This is a genomic window from Phenylobacterium terrae, from assembly GCF_042681205.1.
GTDB classification, from domain to species: domain Bacteria; phylum Pseudomonadota; class Alphaproteobacteria; order Caulobacterales; family Caulobacteraceae; genus Phenylobacterium; species Phenylobacterium terrae.
On the sequence record NZ_JBHUEY010000001.1, the window covers coordinates 1395835 to 1420243 of the forward strand.

The 24409-nt window shown below is 72.3% G+C and carries 21 protein-coding genes; 3 read left to right on the plus strand and 18 right to left on the minus strand.

Features of this window, described 5'->3' with window-relative positions; all coding sequences use genetic code 11:
• Window positions 1-3 precede the first annotated feature (3 nt).
• A complete protein-coding gene (locus ACFSC0_RS07060) occupies window positions 4-822 on the plus strand; it encodes a pseudouridine synthase (protein ID WP_377284292.1) in 819 nt (272 codons plus the stop codon).
• 44 nt (window positions 823-866) lie between these two features.
• Here the strand turns inward: ACFSC0_RS07060 and ACFSC0_RS07065 are convergent, their stop codons facing one another.
• The 9 genes from ACFSC0_RS07065 to rfbC all read right to left on the minus strand — a co-directional run bounded on the left by ACFSC0_RS07065 (window position 867) and on the right by rfbC (window position 10694).
• Window positions 867-2054: a BaiN/RdsA family NAD(P)/FAD-dependent oxidoreductase gene (locus ACFSC0_RS07065; RefSeq protein ID WP_377284293.1), complete on the minus strand. Its 1188-nt coding sequence runs from the start codon at window positions 2052-2054 to the stop codon at window positions 867-869.
• Window positions 2051-2467, minus strand: coding sequence for a GtrA family protein (locus ACFSC0_RS07070; protein WP_377284294.1), 417 nt, complete (start codon window positions 2465-2467; stop codon window positions 2051-2053). The genes ACFSC0_RS07065 and ACFSC0_RS07070 overlap by 4 nt, the downstream gene beginning before the upstream one ends.
• Window positions 2468-2495: 28 nt before the next feature.
• Window positions 2496-4238, minus strand: coding sequence for a hypothetical protein (locus ACFSC0_RS07075; protein WP_377284295.1), 1743 nt, complete (start codon window positions 4236-4238; stop codon window positions 2496-2498).
• Window positions 4235-5551, minus strand: coding sequence for an NAD(P)/FAD-dependent oxidoreductase (locus ACFSC0_RS07080; RefSeq protein WP_377284296.1), 1317 nt, complete (start codon window positions 5549-5551; stop codon window positions 4235-4237). Before ACFSC0_RS07080 ends, ACFSC0_RS07075 begins: the two co-directional genes overlap by 4 nt.
• A gap of 10 nt (window positions 5552-5561) precedes the next feature.
• Window positions 5562-6485 carry an NAD-dependent epimerase/dehydratase family protein gene (locus tag ACFSC0_RS07085; RefSeq protein ID WP_377284297.1) on the minus strand — a complete coding sequence of 308 codons (924 nt, stop codon included), beginning with the start codon at window positions 6483-6485 and terminating at the stop codon, window positions 5562-5564.
• Entirely contained in the window at window positions 6482-7231 is a 750-nt protein-coding gene (locus ACFSC0_RS07090; RefSeq protein WP_377284298.1) for an SDR family NAD(P)-dependent oxidoreductase, read from the minus strand. The genes ACFSC0_RS07085 and ACFSC0_RS07090 overlap by 4 nt, the downstream gene beginning before the upstream one ends.
• Complete coding sequence (locus ACFSC0_RS07095) at window positions 7228-8550, minus strand: FAD-binding protein (RefSeq protein ID WP_377355117.1); 1323 nt, start codon at window positions 8548-8550, stop codon at window positions 7228-7230. Before ACFSC0_RS07095 ends, ACFSC0_RS07090 begins: the two co-directional genes overlap by 4 nt.
• A complete protein-coding gene (locus ACFSC0_RS07100) occupies window positions 8547-9968 on the minus strand; it encodes a UbiA family prenyltransferase (RefSeq protein WP_377284300.1) in 1422 nt (473 codons plus the stop codon). Before ACFSC0_RS07100 ends, ACFSC0_RS07095 begins: the two co-directional genes overlap by 4 nt.
• A gap of 168 nt (window positions 9969-10136) precedes the next feature.
• Complete coding sequence (rfbC, locus tag ACFSC0_RS07105) at window positions 10137-10694, minus strand: dTDP-4-dehydrorhamnose 3,5-epimerase (protein ID WP_377284301.1); 558 nt, start codon at window positions 10692-10694, stop codon at window positions 10137-10139.
• Between the two features lie 30 nt (window positions 10695-10724).
• Here rfbC and ACFSC0_RS07110 point away from each other — a divergent pair, with 30 nt between their 5' ends.
• Window positions 10725-11765 carry a glycosyltransferase family 2 protein gene (locus ACFSC0_RS07110; RefSeq protein ID WP_377284302.1) on the plus strand — a complete coding sequence of 347 codons (1041 nt, stop codon included), beginning with the start codon at window positions 10725-10727 and terminating at the stop codon, window positions 11763-11765.
• Here the strand turns inward: ACFSC0_RS07110 and argE are convergent.
• The 5 genes from argE to ACFSC0_RS07135 all read right to left on the minus strand — a co-directional run bounded on the left by argE (window position 11728) and on the right by ACFSC0_RS07135 (window position 18031).
• A complete protein-coding gene (gene argE, locus ACFSC0_RS07115) occupies window positions 11728-12897 on the minus strand; it encodes an acetylornithine deacetylase (protein WP_377284303.1) in 1170 nt (389 codons plus the stop codon). The genes ACFSC0_RS07110 and argE overlap by 38 nt on opposite strands.
• A 46-nt stretch (window positions 12898-12943) precedes the next feature.
• A complete protein-coding gene (locus ACFSC0_RS07120; RefSeq protein WP_377284304.1) occupies window positions 12944-13453 on the minus strand; it encodes an FKBP-type peptidyl-prolyl cis-trans isomerase in 510 nt (169 codons plus the stop codon).
• Window positions 13454-13589: 136 nt separating this feature from the next.
• The gene (locus ACFSC0_RS07125; protein ID WP_377284305.1) at window positions 13590-14798 is read right to left on the minus strand and encodes a threonine ammonia-lyase; all 1209 of its coding nucleotides are present in this window, start codon (window positions 14796-14798) and stop codon (window positions 13590-13592) included.
• Between the two features lie 62 nt (window positions 14799-14860).
• The gene (locus ACFSC0_RS07130) at window positions 14861-15955 is read right to left on the minus strand and encodes a GNAT family N-acetyltransferase (protein ID WP_377284306.1); all 1095 of its coding nucleotides are present in this window, start codon (window positions 15953-15955) and stop codon (window positions 14861-14863) included.
• A 246-nt stretch (window positions 15956-16201) separates the two neighbouring features.
• Window positions 16202-18031, minus strand: a complete 1830-nt coding sequence (locus ACFSC0_RS07135; RefSeq protein WP_377284307.1) for an ABC transporter ATP-binding protein — start codon at window positions 18029-18031, stop codon at window positions 16202-16204.
• Between the two features lie 92 nt (window positions 18032-18123).
• Between ACFSC0_RS07135 and ACFSC0_RS07140 the strand changes: the two genes are divergently transcribed.
• Window positions 18124-18636, plus strand: a complete 513-nt coding sequence (locus ACFSC0_RS07140; RefSeq protein WP_377284308.1) for a D-glycero-alpha-D-manno-heptose-1,7-bisphosphate 7-phosphatase — start codon at window positions 18124-18126, stop codon at window positions 18634-18636.
• A 139-nt stretch (window positions 18637-18775) separates the two neighbouring features.
• Here the strand turns inward: ACFSC0_RS07140 and ACFSC0_RS07145 are convergent, their stop codons facing one another.
• From ACFSC0_RS07145 to ACFSC0_RS07160, 4 genes are all read right to left on the minus strand, one after another.
• Complete coding sequence (locus ACFSC0_RS07145) at window positions 18776-20395, minus strand: cisplatin damage response ATP-dependent DNA ligase (protein ID WP_377284309.1); 1620 nt, start codon at window positions 20393-20395, stop codon at window positions 18776-18778.
• Between the two features lie 68 nt (window positions 20396-20463).
• Window positions 20464-22074 carry a ShlB/FhaC/HecB family hemolysin secretion/activation protein gene (locus ACFSC0_RS07150; protein WP_377355118.1) on the minus strand — a complete coding sequence of 537 codons (1611 nt, stop codon included), beginning with the start codon at window positions 22072-22074 and terminating at the stop codon, window positions 20464-20466.
• A gap of 56 nt (window positions 22075-22130) precedes the next feature.
• Window positions 22131-23132 (minus strand): hypothetical protein, encoded by a 1002-nt coding sequence (locus ACFSC0_RS07155; protein ID WP_377284311.1) that lies wholly within the window; start codon window positions 23130-23132, stop codon window positions 22131-22133.
• Window positions 23133-23350: 218 nt separating this feature from the next.
• Window positions 23351-24364 carry a ligase-associated DNA damage response exonuclease gene (locus ACFSC0_RS07160; RefSeq protein ID WP_377284312.1) on the minus strand — a complete coding sequence of 338 codons (1014 nt, stop codon included), beginning with the start codon at window positions 24362-24364 and terminating at the stop codon, window positions 23351-23353.
• Window positions 24365-24409 lie beyond the last annotated feature (45 nt).

A 24409-nucleotide genomic window follows, 5' to 3' on the forward strand; every position in this document is an offset into this window, starting at 1 on the left:
CCCATGGTCTGGACCCGCCGCTACGAGGACCCCGAGCCCCAGCGCGTCAACAAGTGGCTCGCCCAGAGCGGCGTCTGCTCGCGCCGGGAGGCGGAGGCCGCCATCGCAGAGGGCCTTGTCAGCATCGACGGCGAGCGGGTGGAGGACGCCGGCCGCAAGATCCTGCCGGGCCAGACGCTCACCCTGGCCGACCGGGGGCAGGCGGCCTTCAGCGTGGTGCTAAACAAGCCGGTGGGCGTCGTCTCGGCCCAGCCGGAGGCGGGGCAGGTGCCCGCCGTGCGCCTGCTGACCCGCCAGGCGCTGGTGGGCGAGAGCCCAATGATCCCCGGCCGCGACACCCGCCTCGCCCCGCTGGGTCGCCTGGACATGGACTCCCACGGCCTGCTGCTGCTGTCGGATGACGGGGTGCTGGCCAAGGCTGTGATCGGGCCGGAGTCGGAGCTCGACAAGGAGTACCTGGTCCGCGTGCGCGGCGACCTCACCGAGGAGAGGATCGCCCGGCTGCGCCACGGCCTCTCCCTCGACGGCCGGAAGCTGCGCCCCGCCAAGGTCACCCGCGCCGGCGAGCAGCGCCTGCGCTTCATCCTCAAGGAAGGCCGCAACCGCCAGATCCGCCGCATGTGCGACCTGGTGGGCCTCACCGTCACCGACCTCTACCGCATCCGCATCGGGCCCCTGAAGCTCGCCGACCTGCCGGAGGGGCGCTGGCGGGTGCTGACCGAAGACGAGCGGGCGGCGCTGCTGAGCTGGCGCGATGCGCCCCAACCACCGTCATCCCGGCCGAAGAGCCGGGACCCAGGGCGGCGGTCCCACTCGCGGTGAGGCTGGGTCCCGGATCGGCCTGCGGCCGTCCGGGATGACGGGTGTTAGACCGCCTGCCCCGCGCACCAGCCGCTGGCCCAGGCCCACTGGAAATTGTAGCCGCCGAGCCAGCCGGTGACGTCGACGACCTCGCCGATGAAGTAGAGGCCCGGGATGCGCCTGGCGGCCATGGTCCTGGAATCCAGCTCGCCGGTGTCGACGCCGCCGAGGGTGACCTCGGCGGTGCGATAGCCCTCTGAGCCGACCGGCTTCACGGTCCAGGCGTTCACAGCCTCGGCCACGGCCCGCAGCCGCTTGTCGCCGGCGTCGGCGAGGTTGGCGGTCGCGCCGTGGGTCTCGCAGATCAGCTCCGCGAGCCGCCTGGGCAGATGCTGCGCCAGCACGCCGGCGACCGACTGGCGGCCGCGCTCGGCGCGGGCCTGGCGCAGCGCCTCGAAGACGTCGGCGCCCGGGGCCATGTCGACCGTGATCGCCTGGCCCTCGCGCCAGTAGGAGGAGATCTGCAGGATGGCGGGGCCGGAGAGGCCGCGATGGGTGAACAGCATCGCCCCCTCGAAGCGGGTCTTGCCGCAGGAGACCCGCACGTCCACCGCCACGCCGGCCAGCGGCGCCAGCCGCGAGAGCAGGCCCGCCTCGAACGTCAGCGGCACGAGCCCCGGCCGCGTCTCGGTGACCTTCAGGCCGAACCGCTCGGCGACCTGATAGCCGAAGCCGGTCGCGCCCATCTTCGGGATCGACTTGCCGCCGGTGGCGATCACCAGGGACGAACAGACGATCTCCGCCCCGCCGGCGGAGAGGCGGAAGCCCTCGCCCTCCCGCTCCAGCCGGTCCACAGGCGCCTGCAGCCGCAGCTCCACGCCGGCGGCCTTCATCTCGGTCAGCAGCATGTCGATGATCTGGCGCGAGGAGCCGTCGCAGAACAGCTGGCCCAGCGTCTTCTCGTGCCAGGCGATGCCGTAGCGGTCGACGAGGGCGGTGAAGTCGGCCGGCCGGTAGCGCGACAGGGCCGAGATGGCGAAGCGCGGGTTGGCCGAGACGAAGTTCTTCGGGCCCGCATGGATGTTGGTGAAGTTGCAGCGCCCGCCGCCGGAGATGCGGATCTTCTCTCCCGGCGCCTTGGCGTGGTCCAGCACCAGTACGCGCCGGCCGCGCTTGCCCGCCTCGATGGCGCACATCATGCCGGCCGCGCCCGCGCCGACCACCACCACGTCGAAGCTCTGGGGCCCTTTCATCGGCGCGCGAAGGTGACCAGCTTGTGGGCCGCGAAGTTCACCGCCACCGGCAGCAGGATAGCGATCCCGTGCGCCAGCGCCTCGGCCGGCGCGGCGGGCAGGACGCGCCCGAACACGAAATCGCGCAGCACCAGCGAGGCGGCCCACACCACCGGGAAGGCCAGGGCGTTGAAGACGAAGAACCAGGCCATCTCCTGCCGCATCGGCTTGCCCGAGGCCGGGAAGACGAACCGCCGGTTCAGGAAGAAGGCGGTGAGGAACCCCACCCCGTAGGCCGCCACCACGCTGGCGTTGAAGCCGAGTAGCGGCTGGAAGGCGAAGCGGCTGGCGAAATTCGCCGCCGCCGCCGTCCCGCCGGCCAGCAGGAACCGCCCGAACTCGCCGGTCAGGTAGAAGCCGATCAGGCGGCGCAAGAGAGGGACTCCATGCGGCGGAACGGCCTCACGGGACCGCCTTCCGGCCGATCTCGCACATCCGCCCGTCGCGCAATGCGGCGTACGCGACGATCTCGGGCTGCTTGGGCCGGCGGATCACGGCGCTCCAGCCGACGAGCTCCTCGTCAACCACATCGACGGCGTCCATGACGTCGCCGCGGGGCATGAAGCTGGCGCCGCCGAGGCCGATCACGACCCCGCCGCCGTCGGTCACTACGATCCGGTCCACCGGCCGGTCGTCCGCCACGTCCCACGCCCAACCAAGCCCGCGCAAGGCCGCGCCCTTGGGCGCAGTCTCCAGCACGTCGAATGCGCCGAGGCAGGCCTCGCGCCCCGCGAGGGTCGCGACCTGGTCGATCCGCCGGCCGACCCAGAGGTGGGCCCCCTCGCGGTACAGCGAGAGCCGGCGGTCGCGCAGGATGCCCGCGCCCTTGTCGAGCAGCGACATGTCCCAGTGGATCATCAGCAGCGGCTCGGGATCGTTCGCGCCGGTCAACAGGATGTCGGACGCCGCCCGGGTCTGGGTGGCTCGATGATAGAAGTCGGGGCGGCTGTCGACCTGCAGGTCGTAGAGGAAGACCAGCGCCGCCAGGGCGACGGCTGCGGTCGCCGCGAAGTTCGCCAGCCGCAGGCGCGCCGCGATCAGCGGCAGCCAGAAGATCGCCTGCACGGCCCAGAACCAGGACGTCGGCGTCAGATAGCGGCTGGAGAAGGCTTGCAGGAGGCCGAAGCCCAGCCGGCCGGCGCCGGTGACCATCGCCGTGGCGATGATGAAGGCCATCACCCCCACCAGGGCCAGCCGCTCGGGGCTCTTGTCGCGGCCCAGCGCGACCCGCGCCGCCGCCGCCAGGGCGAGGATGAGGCCGACCGCGCCGAGGGCCTGGCTCTCCGGCAGGCCATGGAAGCGCGCCAGGTTGCCGAGGTAGGTGGCGACGTACTCGGCGAACAGCAGCGGCGTCGTAAGGACCGCATCCAGCTTGGAGTGGCCCGGGACGCCCTGGTAGCCGATCAGGTAGATCGCCAGCACGAGACCGGTCGCCGCCGCGTGCAATCCCAGGGCGCGCGCCGGCAGCCGCGCCAGCAGCCCCACCGCCACGGCGGCCGCCCCGGCGATCACGCCGTTGGCCATCGAGAAGGCCGAGACGACGAGCAGCAGCAGAGAGGCCGCCCAGGTGCGGTAGTCGGGGCGGCCGTCGCCCGCGAACGCCCGGTAGAACAGGTAGATCGAGCCCGCGCCCGCCGCGTAGACCAGGACGAACTGCACCTGGAAGCCCCACAGGAAGTTCTCCCACTGGCCGAAGGAGAACATCAGGGCCGCGGCCAGTCCGGCGAGGATCAGCGAGGCGGCCTTCCTGTCGGCGTCCCAGGCGAGCCGGGCGAGGAGGGCGAGGCTGGCGGCCTGCACCGCGAAGGTGCTCGCCAGGTTGAGGACGTTCCCGCCGCGGAAGACGTAGAGGTCGGTGAAGAAGATCAGGCGGGGAAAGAGGATCCTGTGCTCGTTGCTCTGACGGAACAGGACGGCGAGGAAGTCCCCGACCGAGTCGATCGACGCGTAGTCGAAAACCACGCCCCACTGGTCGAAGAACGGCGTCGGCGAATAGGCGCCGGCGACCGCGCGGATCGAGTTGAGCACGAAGTAGCTGGGAGCCAGGACGCCGAGGACCAGGGCGGCCGCCACGACGACGATGCGGATCGGGTTGAGGCCGCCGATCGCCGTCTGAGGAAGGCTCTTCAGCTGCGCCAGGCTCATGCGAACACCGGCTCCCGCCGCGGCTCGTGGTCCGTGCCGATGGCCAGCGCCATCTCCCTGGCCAGGCGCGCCCCTTCGGAGATGCCGCGGTCCTCGGGGTAGTAGAAGGAGGTGTCGGCGATCTGCAGGCCTTCGATGGGCGTGCGGATCGGCGGGATCTTGGCCGCGAAACCGGGCTCGCACAGGGGCTGGGCGAAGCGCAGGCGGCCGACCTTGAAGGCCAGGCGGTCGTCCTCTGTCAGCGCCGGATTGATGCGCTGCATGTAGCCGAAGCTCTCGTCGGCGAGGGCCTGGTCGCTGGCGGTCCACTTCGGGTGGTCGGTGGGCATGTAGTAGGGCACGTAGACCACCGTGTCCGGCAGCGGGCGCAGGTTGGAGAACTCGATGATGCCCGGGATCTCGATTCCCGGCTCGACGATGTTGACCCAGAAATGCGGGCTCACCGAGCGCTTCAGCTTATGCACGACGCAGATCACGCCGATGTTGCGGATGCCGGCGTAGGCGGCCCTGGACAGCTCCGGCAGGTCGGGGACGAGCCCGGGGACGTAAGGCGTCGGCACGGTGCAGATCACCGCCTCGGCCGGCAGGGTGCGGCCTCCGGCGCGCACGCCGGTCACGCGCCCGCCTTCGGTCTCGACCTGCTCCACCGGCTGGCCCAGGTGGATGCGCCCGCCCTGCCGCTCGATCGACTGGACGAGGGCGTTCACCAGCGTCTCCGAGCCGCCCTCGATGTAGCCCAGCTCCTCCTGGAACAGCGACCGGCGCGAGCGGCCGACGCGGCGGATGCGGGTGGCGATCCAGGCGGCGGAGATGTCGTCCTGGTGCTGGTAGAACTTCAGCGCCATCAGCGGGCGCCAGAGCTTGTCGTAGACGCTGGCCCCGGCGCCCGTCTCGATCCAGTCGCGCGCCGAGCGGCGCTCCAGGTCGTCGAAGCTCTTGCGCCGGGTCGTGGCGAACATCTGCAGCCCGTAGCGGACCTTCTCCACCGGGTTCAGCAGGCCGGTGGTCAGCAGCGAGATCGGATCGCCCCAGCGGTGCAGCCGCCCCTTGGCGAAATAGGCCATGGACGTCGTGCGCCAGCGCATCAGATGGCCGATGCCCAGGTCCTCCAGCAGCGCGAAGGTCGGCGCGTCCGGCTTGCAGACGAAGTGGTAGAAGCGCTCGATCGACAGGCCGTCGAAGTCGAAGTGGGCGGCCATGCCGCCGGGGACCTTGTCGGCCTCGACCACGTCCACCTCGTGGCCGAGCTTCAGGGCGTGGTGGGCGGCGGCCAGGCCCATGGCGCCCGCGCCCACGATCACCGTCTTCACCATCGCCCCACCTTCAGAAGTCCAGGACGATGCGGCTATAGCGCGGATCGAGGAAGGTCTCCTCCAGCGCCGTCTTCAGCGGCGTCTCCGGCACGCCGAATAACCCCGGCCAGTCGATCACCGGGAACACCTCCGGGATGACCAGCGCCTCCAGCTGGTTGGTGGTGAAGGGCGGGTCCTTGTCGAACCGGGCGTAGAGCCACAGCAGGCCCCAGAAGGCGCCGTAGGGAATGTGCACGATCCGCGCCTTGGCCCGGGCGATGTCGCGGATCATCCGCACCAGGTCGACGTAGTCCACCTCGGTGCGGCCGGAGATGTCGAACACCCCCTCGCGGCGGCTCTCCAGGCAGGCGGCGATGATGGCGGAGAAGTCGCCGGCGTAGAGCGGCTGGCGCCGGTAGCGGCCGTGGCCGGGGATCGGGAAGACGGGCGAGCGGTCCATGAACCGGCGCAGCCAGCCCAGGTGCTTGCGGTCGAACCAGCCGAACATCAGCGTCGGCCGCAGCACCGCGTGGGGCACGCCGCAGGCGCGGACGATCCTCTCCTGCTCGGTCTTGGTCTCGACGTAGAGGTCCTTGGCGGCCGAGTTCACCACCGAGGAGGAGATGTGGACGATGTAGGGCGTGCCGTGCGCCTTCACCGCCTCGAGGATCCGCTCGGTGGCGGTGATGTTGTTGGCGACGAACGGGCCGCGCTCCAGGCCGCCGATCTGAGCCTGGTTGATCACCACGGCGTCGGCGCCGGCGAAGGCGCCCTCCCAGGCGCCGGGCTGCGCCAGGTCCGCCTCGATGACCTCGACGTCGGGATGCAGATCGCGCAGGCGGGCGGTGTTCGACGGGTGCTTGTCGATCCCCACGAGCTGGGCCCCGCGGGCCTTCAGGCGCGGGATTAGGTTCTGGCCGACGAGGCCCGCCGCGCCGGTGACGACGACCTTCACAGCCTGGTCTTGTGGAAGATGGGGGCGGGCACGAGGCGGATGACCAGCAGGATAAAGCGCCAGAAGAAGGGCGCGTAGACGATCGGGCCGCCGTTGTCGGCCGCCTTGCGCACCACCTGGGCCACCGCTTCGGGGCTCGCCCAGAGGGGGCCGCCCTTCTTCAGGTGGTCGGTCATCGGCGTGTCGACGAAGCCCGGCTTGACCAACACCGCCCGGGCGCCGCGGCCGCGCAGGGCCAGGCGATGGGCGATGCCCTGCACCAGCACGCCCAGGCCGGCCTTGGCCGCGCCGTAGACGTAGTTGGACTGACGCCCCCGGTCGCCGGCCACCGAGCCGATCACCACCAGCGCGCCGCGCCCCTGGGCTTCCAGGATGTTGGCGGCCGCCAGGCACCACTCGGCGGCGCTGGTGAAGCCGACGTCCAGGATCTCGCGCGCATGGGCCATGTCGGCCTCGGCCCGGGCCTGGTCGCCGAGGACGCCGTAGAACAGCAGCACGTCGTCGAGGCCGCCCAGGCGCGACGCCAGCGCCTGGAGCTGCGCGGCCGCGTCGTGCGGGTTCGCCAGGTCGGTCGCTTCGATCTCGGCCGCCGCGGCCCCGCGGGCCTTCAGGTCGGCGGCGATCTCGGCGAGCCGGCCCGCGTTGCGGCCGACCAGCACCAGGGCCGCGCCTTCGGCGGCGTAGAGGCGGGCGGTCGCCTCGGCGATGGCGGACGTGGCGCCCAGGATGACGACCTTGCGTGTCACGGCTGAACGCGTCTCCAGAAGGCGGACGAAAGCCCGGGGTCGAGATGGGCGCGGAAGCTATCGAGATTCGGGTAGCCCGCCGCCAGCATGGCGCCGCTCATCCGTCCGTCCTTGGCCGGATAGAGCCGCCCGCCGGCCGCCCGCACGATGGCGTCGAGCCGCTCGAGCAGCTTCAGCGTCGCCTCGCCGCGGTTGCGGAAGTCGATGGCCAGCGTGGTCCCCGGCATGGGGAAGGACATGAGGCCGGGCGAGGGCCGATCGCCGAACGTCTTCAGCACCACCAGGAAGGACCCCTCCCCGCTGCGGCCGATCTCGTTCAGCAGCTCGGCCATGGCCTCCGGCGCGGCCGCGGGCGGGACGACGCACTGGTGCTGGTGGAAGCCCGCCGGGCCGTAGATCCGGTTCCAGCCGCGCACCGCGTCCAGCGGGAAGGTCACCGGGTCGTAGTGGCGCTCGGCCTTTCCCGCGTTCATCCGGCGCAGGCCGTAGTAGGCGGCGTTGAAGGCCCGCAGGGTCAGCGGATTGACCGTGAAGCCCGGCGCGTCGATGGGCACGGCCAGACGCGGCGCCCGGTGCAGGGGGCGATCGGGCCGCTGAGACCAGTTGGCCCGCGTGAAGATCCCTCGCCCGACGCCGCGGCCGGTGCGGGTGCAGTCGATCCAGGCCACCGTCTGGGCGTGGCTCGCCTCGCTCTCTGACGACAGGGCGAAGAAGTCGGCCAGCGAGCCGATCGGGATGTCCTCGACCTCGAGGAAGGCCCCGGCCACCGGCTCGAGCTGCAGCTCCACCCACTCGATGACGCCGGTGAGGCCCATGCCGCCGACGGTGGCGGCGAACAGGGGATCGCCAGCAGCGGGTTCGTGCACCGTCCCGTCAGTCCGGCGGAGGGACAGGCGGCGCACGTGCGCCCCGAAGGTCCCGGCCCGGTGGTGGTTCTTGCCGTGCACGTCGTTGGCGACGGCGCCGCCGAGGGTGACGAACTTGGTCCCGGGCACGACGGGCGGAAACCAGCCGCGCGGCAGGGCCAGGCGGATCAGCCCGTCCAGCGACAGGCCCGCATCGGCCCGGATCACGCCGGTTTCGGCGTCGAAGGCGTGGACGCGGTCCAGGGCGGTCATGTCCACCGCCGCGCCGCCGAAGTTGAGGCCGCTGTCGCCGTAGGAGCGGGCGAGCCCCATGGCCAGCGCCCGTCCGGGGTGGGCCGCCGCCGCCGCGACGGCGGCAGGCAGCTCGTCGCGCCAACGGGGCCGCGCGACCTCCGAAGTCCCGCGCAGGGCGCGGCCCCAGCCGGCCACCTCTGTCGATCTCAGCCGGGTCAAGTGAGGGCGAGCAGGAAGGCGGCGCCAAGCGCGGCGCCCAGGCCCAGGCTGACCGGGTCCTTCAGCGCGAAGACCACCGGATCGTCGTTCATGCGGCCCCGGTGGGCGAGGAACCAGACCCGCGCGACCCAGACGAACATCAGCGGCGGGGCGGCCCACAGCCAGGCCGGGTCGGCGTACGCCGAGCGCGGGAAGACCTCCTCCACCAGATAGAGGACCACGATCAGGATCGAGGCCATGGCCGCCGAGACCCCGAAGGCCAGGGTGAGGGCGGCGTCCTCCACCCGGTAGCCGCGGCCGCGCACCGGCCCCTCGCCGGCCTCCGCCACCCGCAGGATCTCGGTGTGCCGCTTGGCGATGGCCAGGGAGAAGAAGAAGAAGGTCGAGAAGGTCAGCAGCCACGCCGACCATTCCAGCCCCGCCGCGGCGATGCCCACCGCCAGCCGCAGGGTGAAGAGGCCGCCGATCACCACCCCGTCCACCAGCGGGATCCGCTTCAGGGCGAAGGAATAGGCGAGCGTGGTGACGACGTAGAGGGACAGGCACAGGCCGACGGCCATCGACAGCCAGAAGCCGGCCGCCAGCACGACGGGAATCCCGATCCCCGCCGCCAGCAGCGCCGGGCCGACCGGCAGGGCGCCGGAGGCCAGCGGCCGGCGCCGCTTGGACCAGTGGCGGCGGTCGGCCTCCAGGTCGGCGGCGTCGTTGACGAGATAGGTGAGCGAGGCGATCACGCAGAGCAGCAGCATCGCCGCCACCGCCCGCAGGAGGCCCGCCTGGGTCACCAGGTGAAGGCCCAGGGCGACCGGGGCCAGGACCAGGACGTTCTTGCTCCACTGGTGCGGCCGGGCGGCTTTCAGCCAGTCCCGCAGCCGCCCCTCGCCAGGGCGGAAGCCCCGCTCCACCGGTGCGACGGCCGCGACGCGCCGCTCCAGGGCGGGCGAGGCCACCACCACGGCGCTGGTCGCCTGGCGCCACACGGCCATGTCCGCGCCGCGCGCGCCGGCGTAGGCGAAGCCCGCGGGAAAGGCCGCCGCGAGCGCGCCGGTCTCGTGGACCCCGTCGAACAGGCCCATGTGCTCCGCCAGCCGCTCGGCCGTGGCGGTCTCGCCGTCGCACGCCAGGTGCACGGGCCGGCCGCGCGCCTTCTCGTCGGCCAGCCAGGCCAGCACCTCCTCGCGCACCGGCAGGCCCTCGGCGTCGAGGGCGTGCAGTTCGGCGAGCCTGCGCCGGAAGGCCGCCGGCCCGTGGGCCAGGAGGGTGGTCAGCGCCAGGAGAGTCGGGAGCGGGCGGCGGAACAGGGCCGCGGCGAACAGGTCGAACACGGTGTCGACCCTCAGCAGCGCACGGTCGAGGCCCACCACGAGGGGAGACCTGGCCTCCGCCGGTTCGAGCTGATGTTCCGCGACGCTGCTCAAGGGGTCCTTCGTGGCGCTTCCGACGGCCCGCGAGGTTCCCACGCGCCGGGCGGGCGCCGCAAGGGCCGCGCCCGCAAGGGTCGGTCCTAGGGCCCAGCGACTGATATTCCGTTTATGGCCGGGCGAGCGGCGCCGCCCTCGCCCGCAGGGGCGGAGGGAACAGCCAGGTCAGAACGTCACCGGCTCCAGGTCCGCCAGGTTCGGCAGCGCGGCGTCGCGGGCGTTCAGCGTCGCCTCCTCGGCGGCGATCGGCCAGTCGATCCCCAGCGCCGGGTCACGCCAGTTCACGCCGCCCTCGGCCTGGGGCGCGTAGTAGCCGTCCACCTTGTAGAACAGCTCGGCATCGTCCGTGAGGGTGCAGTAGCCGTGGGCGAAGCCGCGCGGCACCAACAGCTGCTCGCCGCCGTCGGCGGTCAGCGTCGCGCCGACCCAGCGGCCGAAGGTCTGCGAGCCCTGCCGGATGTCGACCGCCACGTCGTAGATGGCCCCGCGCAGCACGCGCACCAGCTTGGCCTGGGCGTGCGGCGCGGCCTGGAAGTGCAGCCCCCGGACGGTGCCCCTGCGGGCGCTGAAGGCCTGGTTGTCCTGCACGAACTCGCAATCGACGCCCGCATCGGCGAGCGCCTTCCTGTTGTAGGTCTCGGCGAACCAGCCCCGCGAATCGCCGTGGCGCTTGGGCGTGATAAGCAGGACCTCGGGGATGGCGAGCGGCGTAATCGTGGTCATGGGCGCAATGGATCTGAAGCGGGCTCTCGCATGACGCGCGTTGCGGCCGATGACAAGCCTGCGGCGCCCACGGTGAGCGTCGTCATCGTGGTCTACAACAGCGGGCCGACGCTGGCGCGCTGCCTGGCGTCGCTGAAGGCCCAGACGTTCCGCGACTTCGAGGTGATCCTGTCCGACAACGCCTCGCCGGACCGGTCGGCGCAGGCCGCGGCCGCCGAGGACGCCTCGCTGCGGCTCATCGAGAACGGGGAAAACCTCGGCTTCGCCGGCGGCGTGAACCGGGGCGCGCAGGCCGCCCGCGGCCGCTGGCTCGCACTGCTCAATCCCGACGCCTACGCCGAACCCGACTGGCTGGAGCGGCTGATCGCGGCGACGCAGGGCTATCCGGAGGTCCGCAGCTTCGCCTCGCGGCAGCTGATGGCGGACGATGCGACCAAGCTCGACGGGATGGGCGATGTAATGGCCGCCGCCGGCTTTCCCTTCCGCGGCGGCTACGGCGGGCGCGACCCGGGGCCGATGGCGCCGGGAGAGGTGTTCTCGGCCTGCGGCGGGGCGATGCTGATCGACCGGGCGCTGTTCCTGGAGCTGGGCGGGCTGGACGAGCGGCTGTTCTGCTATTGCGAGGACGTCGACCTGGGTTACCGCCTGCGGCTGCGGGGCGAGCCGACGCTGGTGATCCCCGACGCGGTCGTCCGCCACGAGGGCTCGGCCAGCTCGGGGGGGCCGCGGTCGGACTTCGCCGTCTGGCACGGCACGCGAAACCGCTTCTGGGTGTTCGTGAAGGACACCCCGCCGGTGCTGTTCTGGCTGACCCTGCCGCTGCACCTGGCCGCCACCGCCCTGCTGTTCGTGCGCCACGCCATGCGCGGCGAGCTCCAGGCGCCGATGAAAGGACTGCTGGCCGGGGTCCGGGACCTGCGGGTGGCGCTCGAGGCGCGCCGCGAGGCCCAGGCGGCCCGCAAGGTCGGCTCCTGGGAGATCGCCCGGGCGATGACCTGGAACCCCGCCGACCTGTTCGGCCGGCGGGTGGTGGTCAAGCGCCGGCGGCCCAATCGGCCAGGCGAGCCATGAAGGCGGCCCCGCGCTCCAGCTGAGGGACCTCCAGGTACTCGTCCGGCTGGTGGGCCTGCTCGATGGAGCCCGGCCCGCAGATGACGGTGGAGAAGCCGGCCTGCTGGAACTGGCCGGCCTCGGCGGCGAAGGCGACCACGCGGGCCGGCCCGTTGTCCCCGGCCAGACGCCGGGCGAAGGCTTCGGCCGCCCCGTCGGGCTCGGGCGCCAGCGGCGGCGTGTTGGAGCGCTGCTCGATGGCCACGCCGGCCTCGGGCGCGAGCGCCTTCAGCCGCCGGTCCATGGCCTCGACCTCGGCCACGAAGGGCGCCAGCACGGTTTTGGGGTCGAGGCCCGGCGGGCAGCGCAGGTCGAACAGGAAGCGGCACTCGCGGGCCAGGATGTTGCCGGCCGTGCCGCCCTGGACGACGCCGATGGTCAGGGTCGCGTGCTTGGGCGTGAACGGCGAGGCTGGATCGGCCGTGCGCTCCAGCTCTTCGGCGAGCCGCTTGAGGCTGGCCATCAGCTCGACGGCGGCCATGATCGCCGAGACGCCCAGGTGGGTCTGGCTGGAGTGGGCCTCCTTGCCGGTGACCGTCACCCAGTAGGTGGCGATGCCCTTGTGGCCGCTGACCGCCTCCATCCGGGTGGGCTCGCCGACCACCACCAGCGCCGGCCTGGGCAGTTCGGCCGCGATCATCCGGATCATGTCCGGGGCGCCGACGCAGCCCACTTCCTCGTCGTAGGAGAAGGCCAGGTGCACGGGCCTCTTGGGCCCCACCTTCTTCAGCTCCGGCACGGCGGCCAGCGCCAGCGCGATGAAGCCCTTCATGTCGCAGGTCCCGCGCCCGTAGAGCCTGCCGTCCCTCAGGGTCAGCTTGAAGGGATCGCTGCTCCAGGCCTGGCCGTCCACCGGCACCACGTCGGTGTGGCCGGAGAGCACGACGCCGCCCTCCTCCGCCGGGCCGAGCGAGGCGATGAGGTTGGTCTTCTTGCCATCGGGGCTGGGCGCGCGCCGGTGCGGCACGCCGTGGCTGTCGAGATAGGCCTCGACCCACTCGATCAGCGGCAGGTTCGACAGGCGCGAAGTGGTGTCGAAGGCGACCAGGCGATCGAGGATCTCGGTCGCCCGCGGGGTCAGGTCGTCGGACATGGCGCCAACCTAGCCGCCCTCGCGGCCGGGCCGGAAGCGGTTTCGGTCAGCCCTGCAGCACCCGGCCGGGGCCCGGCAGGACGCCGATCAGTTCGATACGGAATATGAGCGGCGAGTTCGGCGGGATCTCGCCGCCGCCGGCGCCGTCCTCGCCGTAGCCCTGCTCGGGCGGGACGTAGAGGATCCATTCGTCGCCCGGGCGCATCTGCTGCAGCGCCTCCTGCCAGGCGGGGATCAGGCCTTCCAGCGGCATGGAGGCCGGCACCCCCCGCTCGTAGCTGGAATCGAACACCTTCCCGCTCGGCAGCTTGCCCTCGTAGTGGACCTTCACCTCGTCGGTGAGCTGCGGCTTCATCCCGCCCTCGGGGCCGGAACGGACCACCTTGTAGAGCACGCCCGAGGGCAGCTTCTGGACGCCCGGCTCGGCCGCGGTCTTGGCGATGAACGCCGCCGCCTCCTTCTTCGCCGCCTCGGGCGCGGCGGCGGTCTCCCCGCGGTTGCAGGCGGCGAGCGCCAGGGCGGCGGTCAGGGCGATGAGGATGCGTCGGGTCGTCATGGGGCGAGGGCTTACACCGGGCCGGGCGTCCGACCCAAGCCCCTCGAGGGGTGACAGGTAGCGTCGTGCCGGCGCAACCAGTCACCAACGCCCGCCGGTGACTAGTTGGGCGCAGCCCTACCTGTCACCCTTCCAATCACACCGTCCGCGGCGGGTACCCGTGGGCGCGGAGGGCGTCCATGATCTCCTGGGTGTGCTGGGAGTCGCGGGTCTCGATCATGATGTCGAACTCCGCGCCCTTGGCCGGCACGTCCAGGGCCAGGCGGTTGTGGGCGACCTCGATGATGTTGGCGCCGTGTCCGCCGATCACCGCCGAGACGGTGGCCAGCAGGCCCGGGCGGTCGTCGCCGATGATCCGCAGGCTGACGAGCCGGTTGTCGCGCACCAGCTCACGCGTCAGCACCGAGGCCAGCAGGCGGGTGTCGATGTTGCCGCCGGTGAGGATCAGGCCGCACTTCTTGCCGCGGAACTTCTCCGGATAGGCCAGGAGGCCCGCCAGCGAGGCCGCGCCCGCGCCTTCGGCCACCGTCTTCTCGACGTTGCAGTAGAGGGCGACGGCGCGCTCCAGGTAGGGTTCCTCGAGCAGCAGCACGTCGTCGATCAGCGGGCGGGCGATGGCGTAGGTCAGGTCGCCCACGGTCTTCACCGCGATGCCTTCTGCGATGGTCGAGGCGCCCACCTGGGCGGCCGCGTTCATCCCGCGCATCTTGGCGGTGAAGGAGGGGTACATGGCCGGCTCGAGGCCGACGATGCGGATGTCCGGCTTCACCGACTTGGCCGCCGTCGCCACCCCGGCGATCAGCCCGCCGCCGCCGATCGGCACCGGCAGCACCTCCAGGTCCGGCACGTCCTCCAGCATCTCCAGCGCGACGGTGCCCTGGCCGGCCATCACGTCCACGTCGTTGAACGGGTGGACGAACACCAGGTCGCGCTCGGCGCAGACCTTCTGAGCGTGGGCCGAGGCGTCGTCGTAGCCCTCGCCGTCCAGCACCACATCGGCGCCGTGGGCCCGCGTCTGCTGCACCTTCATGAACGGCGTGGTCCGCGGCATCACGATGGTCACCGGGATGCCGAGCCGGGCGGCGTGGTAGGCCAGCGCCTGGCTGTGGTTGCCGGCCGAGGCGCAGATCACTCCGCGCTTCTTCACGTTGTCGCCCAGCTGCAGCAGCTTGTTGAGCGCCCCGCGCTCCTTGTAGGCGGCGGTGAACTGCAGGTTCTCGAACTTCACCCACACCTGCGCGCCGGTGATCTCGGACAGCGTCCGCGAGTAGCGGCAGGGGGTGCGCTCGATGTGACCCTTGAGCCGATCGGCGGCCGCGCGGATGTCGTCGATGGTCAGGGTCATGGCAGGGGTCGGAGGCTCAAAAGGTCGGGCAACCTAATGGCTGGGCGCCCGCGGAGCAAATCTCAGCTTCCGCGCAGGCCGCGCCACTGGTCGAGCCGCCGCATCGCCTTGCCGGGCAGCTCGGACACCGGGCCCAGCGGCAGGGATTCCACCGCCCGCCGCACCTCGTAGACCGCCGCCCGGGCGAGGGTGGCGGTGGAGGGCAGGCCGACGAAGCCGTGGGCGATCGAAACGCCGGCGTTGGCGAGTTCGCGCTTGAAGCGCACGTCGCCGGGGCCGAGGTCGAGCCGGTCGAAGGGGGTCTCGTCCATCCAGCGCAGGATGTCCTGGAACAGCAGCAGGCCCGGCGAGTGGCGCTCAAGCTCCGGATCGTGGCCGATGATCCAGGCGTGGATGGTGCGCCGGCCGCGCAGGTTGAGCTGCACGGCGGCCAGCCGGTCGCCGAAGTGCAGGGTGAAGAGCACGGCGCCGAAGTCGGGGTCGCGGCTGGCGAACAGCTGCTTGAGCAGCGCCCGCGTCCAGCCGGCGGCGAAGATGTCGGTCTGCCCGGTGGCGCGGAACTGCGCCCGCTTCCAGGCGATCAGCTGGTCGAAGGCGGCTTCGGAACGGGAGAAGGCGGTGAACACCGGCTCGGCGACCTCGCGCTCCACGCGGCGGCGCTTGCGGTCGCAGTCCTTGATCAGGCCGACGCCGGCGGCCTTGCGCTCGGCCTGGTAGGCGCCGTAGCCGCCGCAGACATCGACCACGTGCGAGGTCACCTGGCCGCGGGCGTACGCCGCGAACGGCGCCCGGTCGGCCAGCATGTGGGAGAAGTCGAAACGCGCCACGCCCAGGGCGTTGACCAGCTCGCGCGGGTCGATCTCGAGCCCCGGCTCGGCGACCAGAGCCTGGTAGTCGCACATCGGCGCGCCAAGCGGCATGGCGGTCTGGCCGACCACCGCGGCCGGCAGGAAGGCGACGTCGCGGCCGTCCTGGCGCACGACGGCGACGCGGGGGCTGCGAGGGCCCTGCACCTTCTCCACCGCCCGGGCCCAGCCGGGCGACAGATAGGGCGTGTCGAGCTCGGGCGCGCCCTGCTGCAACGCGCTCCAGCGCGCCATTCGCTGCGGCGTCAGCTCGGCCGGCCGAAGGACCTCGATCTCGTAGGCGCTTTGCATGGTGCGCGCACGATAACCACCAGGTGTTGAGGGGAGGTTTCTGCGCCACTCCTCTCCCCCGGAGGCGCAGCCCGAGGGGAGAGGTAGGGAGAGGGGCGGAGCGGCGGCAGGGCCCCACCGATGTGCGAACGAGGACCCGCGGCGCCGGCACTGCCAGGTGATCGACCGCCATCGCAGCGGCGAGGCCGCTCCACCCCTCTCCTCAATCTTCTCCCCCGCCCTTCGGGTCGGGGGAGAGGAGGCGCGCTACGCCGCCTGCTCTTCCGGCGGGTCGAACTCGGAGACGAGGTGGCCGGGGGCGACTTCCTTCAGCGCCGGGACATAGATCGGCGCGTCGGGGCCATGCGGCAGGCGGGAGGGCAGGAAGCGCAGCGCCGAGAGCGGGTCCATGGGGCTCGGGGGCTCGCCGGTGAGGCGGATGCGCTTGCGGCCGCGCTCGCGCTTGGGATCGGGGATCGGCGCGGCCGAGAGCAGGGCCTTGGTGTAGGGATGCTGGGGCGCGGTGTAGAGCCGCTCGCGGTCGGCGAACTCCATCACCCGGCCCATGTAGAGCACCAGGATCTTGTGGCTGATCTCGCGAACGACGGCGAGGTCGTGGCTGATGAAGATCATCGCCATGCCGAACTCCTTCTGGAGTTCGATGAGCAGGTCGATGATCTGGGCGCGGATCGAGACGTCCAGCGCCGAGACCGCCTCGTCGCAGATCACCAGCTTGGGCCGCAGGATCATCGCCCGGGCGATGCCGACCCGCTGGTTCTGTCCGCCGGAGAGCTCGTGCGGGTAGCGGTTGATCAGCTCGGGCGCCAGGCCGACCCGCTGCATCATCGCCGCCACCTCGGCGTCCCGCTCTGCCCGGGGCAGGTCCGGCCGGTAGACGGTGAAGGGCTCGGCGATGGAATCGCCGATGGTCATCCGCGGGTCGAGGCTGGCGAGCGGGTCCTGGAAGACGATCTGCAGGTCGCGCCGGGCGGCCCGCAGCTGCTCGCGCTCGGCGTGGGTGATGTCGCGGCCCATCAGGGTCACCGCGCCGGCGGTCGGCGGGATCAGGTTCAGCACCGCCCGGGCCAGCGTCGACTTGCCGCTGCCGCTCTCGCCGACGACGCCCAGGGTCTCGCCCTGGCGGACCGAGAAGCTGACGCCATCGACGGCGCGCAGCTGGCGCTTCTTGCCGAAAACGCCCTCGTGGACGGGGAACAGCACCTGCATGTCCTTGGCCTCGACCACCACCGGCGCGTCGGCGGCCGGCGGGGCGACGGTGGGCCGCCCGCCCCGGTCGTCGCGGTCCAGGCGCGGGATCGCGGCCAGCAGGTCGCGGGTGTAGTCGGTCTTGGGGGCCTCGAAGATGGTCTCGACCGGCCCTTCCTCGACGTAGGCGCCGCTCTTCATCACGCACACGCGGTCGGCGAGGCGGGCGATGACGCCCATGTCGTGGGTGATCAGCACCATGGCGGCGCCGGTATCGCGCTGCAGCTCGGCCATCAGGTCGAGGATCTCGGCCTGCACCGTGACGTCGAGGGCGGTGGTCGGCTCATCGGCGATCAGCAGCTCCGGCCCGCCGGCCATGGCCGCGGCGATCATCACCCGCTGGCGCATGCCGCCGGAGAGCTCGTGCGGGTACTGGCGCATGCGCCGGGCGGCCTCGGGGATGCGCACGTGCTCCAGCCATTCGCGGGCCCGCTTCTCGGCCTCTTCGCCCGAGAGGCCCAGGTGCAGCCGCAGCGGCTCGGCGATCTGCTCGCCGATGCGCACGTGCGGCGTCAGCGCGGTCAGCGGGTCCTGGAAGATCATCGTCATCTTCGAGCCGCGGATCTTGTTCAGCTCGGCAGGCTTGAGGCCCAGCAGCTCCTTGCCGTGGAAGGTCGCCGAGCCGGACGCGCGGCCGTTCTGGGCCAGCAGGCCCATTACCGCCATGAAGGTCTGGCTCTTGCCCGAGCCGCTCTCGCCGACCACGCCGAGCGTCTCGCCGCGTCCCACCTGCAGGGAGACGCCGCGCACCGCGTTGACGATCCCGTCGTGGGTCTTGAAGTCGACCTTCAGGTCCTTCAGCTCGAGGACGGGGGTGGAACGGGGAGCCAAAGGCCTCTCCTGACGCTTTACGAAACCTGGCCGACCATAGCGGTCCAATCGAGGGCGCGAAATGGCTGCGACTTTGTGGCTATAGAGGCCCCGTGACCGAACCGCTTCGCCCCACCCTGTTCCTCGACCGCGACGGCGTCCTCAACGAGGACCTCGGCTATGTCAGCCGCTGGGAGGACTTCCGCTTCATCCCCGGCGCGGCCCGGGCGGTGCGGGCGGCGAACGAGGCCGGCTGGCTGGTGGTCGTGGTGACCAACCAGTCAGGCATCGGCCGCGGCTACTACACCGAAGACGACATGGCGGTCCTCCACGCCCGGATGGTCGCCGCCCTGGCCGAGGAAGGCGCCCGCATCGACGCCATCTACCACTGCCCCCACCACCCCGAGGCCAAGGTCGAAGCCTACCGCCACCCCGACCCGCCGCTCCGGAAGCCCAACCCCGGGATGCTGCTGCAGGCGATCGAGGACTTTCCCGTGGACGTCGCCCGCTCGCTGATGGTCGGCGACAAGGACGCCGACATGGAGGCCGCCCGCCGCGCCGGCGTGCGCGGCCTGAAGTTCGAGGGCGGGGATCTGTGGGCGTTCTTGAGGGACGAGATTTCCTAGACCTCTCCCCGCGATGCGGGGAGAGGGTTGGGTGAGGGGTGCGCGGCGAAGCCGCGCCCGGCGCGAAGCGACGGAAACCTGCGCGAACGGAGAGTCCCCCCTCACCCAACCCTCTCCCCCCGCTGGGCGAGGGGAGAGGTCATCGCGCCTCCAACTTCTCCAGCATCCGCTCCAGCGTCGCCAGCTCGTCCGCCTCGCCCGGGGGCTTGTCCCAGCGAATGCGGCTGATCCTGGGGAAGCGCATGGCGACGCCGCTCTTGTGGCGGGTGGAGCGCTGCAGGCCCTCGAAGGCGACCTCGAGGACGAGGCCGGCGTGGGGCTCGGCGCGCACCGCGCGGACCGGCCCGAACCGCTCGACGGTATTGTCGCGGACGAACTTGTCGAGTTGCAGCAACTCCTCGTCGGTGAAGCCGAAATAGGCCTTGCCCACCGGCGTCAGCATGCGCCCGCCGTCGGGCCCCTCGCACCAGACGCCGAAGGTGTAGTCGGAGTAGTAGCTGGACCGCTTGCCGTGGCCGCGCTGGGCGTACATCAGCACCGCATCGATCAGGAACGGGTCCCGCTTCCACTTGAACCAGGGGCCCTTCGGCCGGCCGGCCTCGTAGATCGAATCCCAGCGCTTGAGCATCAGCCCCTCGGCGATTTCCGGATCGCCCGGCGGCGGGGTGGCGCGCAGGTCGGCGAGTTCGCCCCAGGTCTCGAAGGGCTGCAGAGGCGAGAGGTCGATGCGGGCCGAGCCGAGCCGGGCGACGAACGCCTCCAGCCGCTTGCGCCGCTCGGCGAACGGCAGCGGCCGCACGTCCTCGGCCCCGTCGGCGAGCAGATCGTAGGCGCGGATGGCGGCGGGGTAGGCGCCCATCAGCTTGGCGTCGACGCTCTTGCGGTTCAGCCGCTGCTGCAGGTCGGCGAAGGGGGCGACCCTGCCGTCGCGGACCACCAGCAGCTCCCCGTCCAGCACGCCCTCGTAGTTCAGGCTCTCCAGCACGTCGGGGAAGGTGCGGGAGATGTCGTCGCCGGTGCGGGTGTAGAGGCGCCGAGTTCCGGCCTCGGAGACCGCCTGCACGCGGATGCCGTCCCACTTCCACTCGGCGGCGTAGTCGGCGGGGTCGAGCTTGCCGAAGTCCACCGCCTCGTCGATCGCCTGGGCCAGCATCACCGGCCGGAAGCGGCCCGGCGAGGTGGGGCTCGGCCGGTCCGAGCGGCCCTCCAGCCAGGCGAACAGGTCCTCGTAGGGCGGGTGCAGCGCGTGCCAGACCTCCTCGACCTCGGAGACAGGCACGGGTCCCAGGTCCGCCGCCGCCTGCTTGGCGAGGCGGGCGGAGAAGCCGACGCGCAGCTCGCCGGTCATCAGCTTGAGCAGCGCCCAGCGGGAGGTGGGCTCCAGCGCGTCCAGCCAGGCCTCGATCAGCCGCTGGACCTCGGCCCGGGAGGCCGAGCGCAGGGCCTCGACCACCTCCGCCAGCTCCGGCTCGCGGTTGGCGCCTGGCCGCTGCGGCCAGACCAGGGCGACGGTCTCGGCCAGGTCCCCGACGTAGTCGTAGGACCAGCGGAACAGGATCGGGTCCATCCGCTCTTCCACCGCCTTGCGGATGAAGGCCGGCTTGGCCGCGTGGAAGACCAGCTCGCCGGTCAGCGCCGCCAGCGCCCAGCCGCGGTCCGGGTCGGGCGTCGCCGCCAGGTAGTCCCGCACCAGGGTCAGCTTGGCGTTGCGCGAGCCCGTCAGCGACAGGCGGTCGAGCAGCTCGGCGAAGGCGCGCATGGGCTGAACCTAGGCGTTGGAGACCCTTGCGCCAAAGCCCCGCCGTGCAGCTCAGGTTCCGGCGCGCGTCACCTCCGCGTCGAGAGGGCGAAGTTGAGCCGCCAGGCGCCTTCGTCTCCGGTTCGCGGATCCTTAACCCCGTACGCCGCCTCCAACCCGACGCTGGTCTCCGAGCGGTAGGCGAGCCGCAGGCCTGCGCCGGCGGAGGCGGCCTCGTAGGTCCGCTTGTCCCGACCGTACCGGGACTCCTGCACCGTCCGGGCGCCGTCGACGAAGGCGTAGACCTCCGTGCCCTTGAGCTCGGCCGGAACCGCCTTGGGCTTCCAGGCCACCTCCGCGGAGGCGCCGTAGCCGTGGTCGCCGGTGGCCCGGGCCTGTTCGAAGGCCCGTCCGAACTGCTCGCCGCCGATCGCGAACTGCTCCGAGGTCGGCAAGGTGTCCGGCGTGGCCTGGCCGGCGGCCCGCAGCCGCACGGTCCACCGCTCGTCCAGCGCGCGGTCGTAGCCGGCCCGAAGGTTCAGCTTGCGGAACCCCGGATCGGAGTAGCCCGGCTGGGGCCGTGCGCCGAGGCCGCGAAGGCCGAAGCTCGCGGTGGCGCTGGCCGAGGCGGCGTACGTCTTGCCGCTGCGCGACCAGGCGGCCGAGGCGCGCGCCGCGCGGGTGCGCTCGGACGTGATGGTCTGGCCCAGCACGGCGTTGTCCGAGTCCAGGCCGTCCAGCGCGCCCACCAGGTAGAGGTCCTGCCGGTAGCCGCGGATCACCGGGTACGAGGCCTGCACGCCGGCGAAGGTCGCCCGCCCGCGGATCGGCTGGCTCTTGGGCCGGGTGCGCAGCTGGCCGGCCGACGCCTGGACCCGAAGTCCGTCCGCGCCGACGGGCTGGGCGTGGGTCAGCGCGACCAGGCGGTAGCGCTCGAAATCCGTCGGCGCGCCCAGGGTGAGGCGCGTGTGGTCGCCCGGCCGAAGGGCGCTGTAGAGGTTGAGGTCAGCCTGCAGCTGGGTGCGGCCCAGCAGGGCGGAGCCCTGGGTCCCCACCGACAGCTCGAAATCGTAGCGCCGCGGATCGACCTCCAGCTCCAGCCGGGCGGTTCCGGGCTCGGCGCCGGCCTGGATGCGCGGCGTCACCTTCACGCCGGGAATGTCGCGCGACAGGGACAGGTAACGCTCCAGGCCCCGGCGGCTGAGCGGGCGCTCCGCCTCCAGGCGGCCTGCGTACGCCCGCACGAGGCCGGCGGCGCGGGCTTCGGTCGCTCCGGTCACCACGGCCTCGCCGATCCGGCCCTCGATGACCGCCACGCGCAGGCGCCCGTCCGACAGGTCCTGCTGCGGCACGACGATGCTGTAGAGGGCCACGGGCGAGGCCTCGTAGACCTTGGCCACGGCCTGGGCGGCCTGCGCCGCCAGCTCGCGGGTCAGGGGACGGCCGGCCAGGGGCGCGACGGCGGCCTCGAAGGCCTCGCCGGGCAGGCTGGAGCCTTCGACCCGGACGGCGCGGAGCGGCGCGCCCGCACCCTCGGCCTCGACGTGCACGGAGCCGCGCTGCGGCGCGGCCGCTTCCGGCGCCGCGGGCGCAGGTTCGGCCTCCGCCGGAGGCCGGCGGTCCACGCGGTCGCGGTCGACGAGCGATCCGGACTGCGCGCAGACCAGCGTGGGCGCCGCCAACGCGAGCGCCAACGCCAACTGCCTTTTCAAGAACATGTGGGATGTGGCGGCGCCCCGAAGGGCGCCGCCGAGCCTCAGTTCCCGCCGCCGAGGGCGCCCAGGAGCCCGCCTTCGGTCGCGCCGCCGAGGACCTGGCCGACCGTGTCGGTGACGCCGCCCAGCACCTGGCCGGTCGCGTCGGTCAGCCCGCCCAGCAGCTCCTCGCCCGGCTTGGCGCCCCCAGCGCCGCTTCCACCGGAGAGAAGGCCTGCGCTCAGCAGGCTGCCCTGCGGCTGGTCCGGCGAGAGGAGGTTGGCGCCGATGAGCGCCGGGCCTTCGGAGCCCAGAACCTGATTGTCGCCGAGGCCCAGGCTGACCAGCTGGGTCGGCTGGCTTCCTGCGGGCGCGCCGTTGAGCAGGCCGGCCGTCAGCACCGTACCGTCGGCCTGCGGGCCGAGCGCGCTGGCGCCGACCAGCTGGGTCGATTGCGCGCTGCTGGAGCCCGCAACCGCCTGGCCGCCCAGCGCGACCTTGGCGGCGCCGTTCAGCACGCCGTCGCCGCTGGCGACCAGGCCGTCGACGACGCCGCCGACGACCGGCAGGCCGCCCAGGCCGTCCTGCTGCAGGGATCCGCCCGCGGCGGCCACCTTATCGCCCACCGGCGTCGCGCCGAGGATCGGGGCGTTGCCGACCAGAGCCAGCGCCCCGCCGGCGGTTTCGCCGGTCAGGTCGCTGACGCGGCCGAGGGTTCCCATCTCGACGATCGATCCGCCGCCCGTGCCGCCGTCACCGCCGCCAGTTCCGCCCCCGCCGGTTCCGCCGCCGCCGCCGCCGCCGGTTCCACCACTTCCACCGCCGCCGTCGGTTCCACCGCCGCCGCCGCCAGTTCCACCGCCGGTCCCGCCGCCGGTCCCGCCACCGGTCCCGCCCGTGCCGCCGCCGTCACCGGTTCCAGGCTGTTCCCCGCTCCCGGTTCCGCCGCCGAAGCCGCCGTTGGCCGCCAGCCGCGAGTGGCTGGAACAGGCGCTGACCGCGACCAGCGCCAGCACTGAAACGCCCGCGATGATCGCCGAGCGCGCCGAACTCCTCGTAACCATGGGTGGTCGTCCTTCTACTAAGGTGAGGAAACGCTAACAGTGCAGCTACGCACTCATAGCGCGCGGGCGCCCAACTTGAGCGCGAGTCCCAAAGTGGCACGCGCCGACGGGTGTTCCGCGGCTAAGTTCGTGCTTTTCGAGGGGTTTCGCGCCGCTTCGAGCAGGGCTTGGCAAACCGGCGATAGCTCGCGCGGCGGCGCGGCCGGCGCTCGCTGCGGTCAGTCGTCGTCCTCTTCCTCGTAGCCGACCAAGGCCAGGGCGCGGGCCGGGACGCCGTGCAGTTCGGCCCAGCGGGCGAGGGCCTCCTCGCGGCCGTGGGTGATCCACAGCTCGCCGGGGCGGATCTCGTCGATGGTGGCGGTGAGCTCGTCCCAGTCGGCGTGGTCGGAGATCACGAGGGGCAGCTCGACCCCGCGCTGTCGGGCGCGGGCGCGGACCCGCATCCAGCCGGAGGCGAAGGCAGCGACGGGATCGGGGAAGCGGCGGCTCCAGCGGTCGGCGAGGGCTCCGGGCGGGGCGACGATGATCTGGCCGGCGAAGTCGGCCTTCTTCGCCGAGCTGGTGGCGGGCTCGAGCGGGCCCAGATCGATCCCATGGCCCTCGTAAAGCCGGTTCAGCCGCTCCAGCGCGCCGTGAACATAGATGGGCCGCTCCCAGCCGGCCTCCCGCAGCAGGGCGATGATCCGCTGGGCCTTGCCGAGGGCGTAGGCGCCGACGATATGGCTGCGCTCGGGGAACTGGCGCACCGAACGCAGCAGCTTGCGGACCTCCTCCGCGTCGTCCGGGTGACGAAAGACCGGCAGGCCGAAGGTCGCCTCGGAGATGAAGACGTCGCAGGCGACCGGCTCGAACGGCGGGCAGGTGGGGTCGCGGCGGCGCTTGTAGTCGCCGGAGACGACCATGGTCAGGCCCCTCCAGCGCACCACCGCCTGGGCCGATCCCAGCACGTGGCCGGCGGGGACCAGAGTCACCTCCACGTCGTCGCGGGCCACCGCCTCGCCGTAGGCGGCCGCCTGCCGCGCCTCGGCGAAGCCTTCGCCATAGCGCTCGGCCATGATGCCCAGGGTCTGCGGCGTCGCCAGCACCGCCCCGTGACCGGCGCGGGCGTGGTCGGCGTGGCCGTGGGTGATCACCGCCCGCGCCACCGGCCGCACCGGGTCGATAAAGAAATCGCCGGGGGCGCAGTAGAGCCCTTCAGGTTTCGGGCAGAGCAGAGCCTGGGGCCGGATCACGGCGCCAAGGCGAGCCTGGCCCGCATTACCAAGTGTTCACGTTGT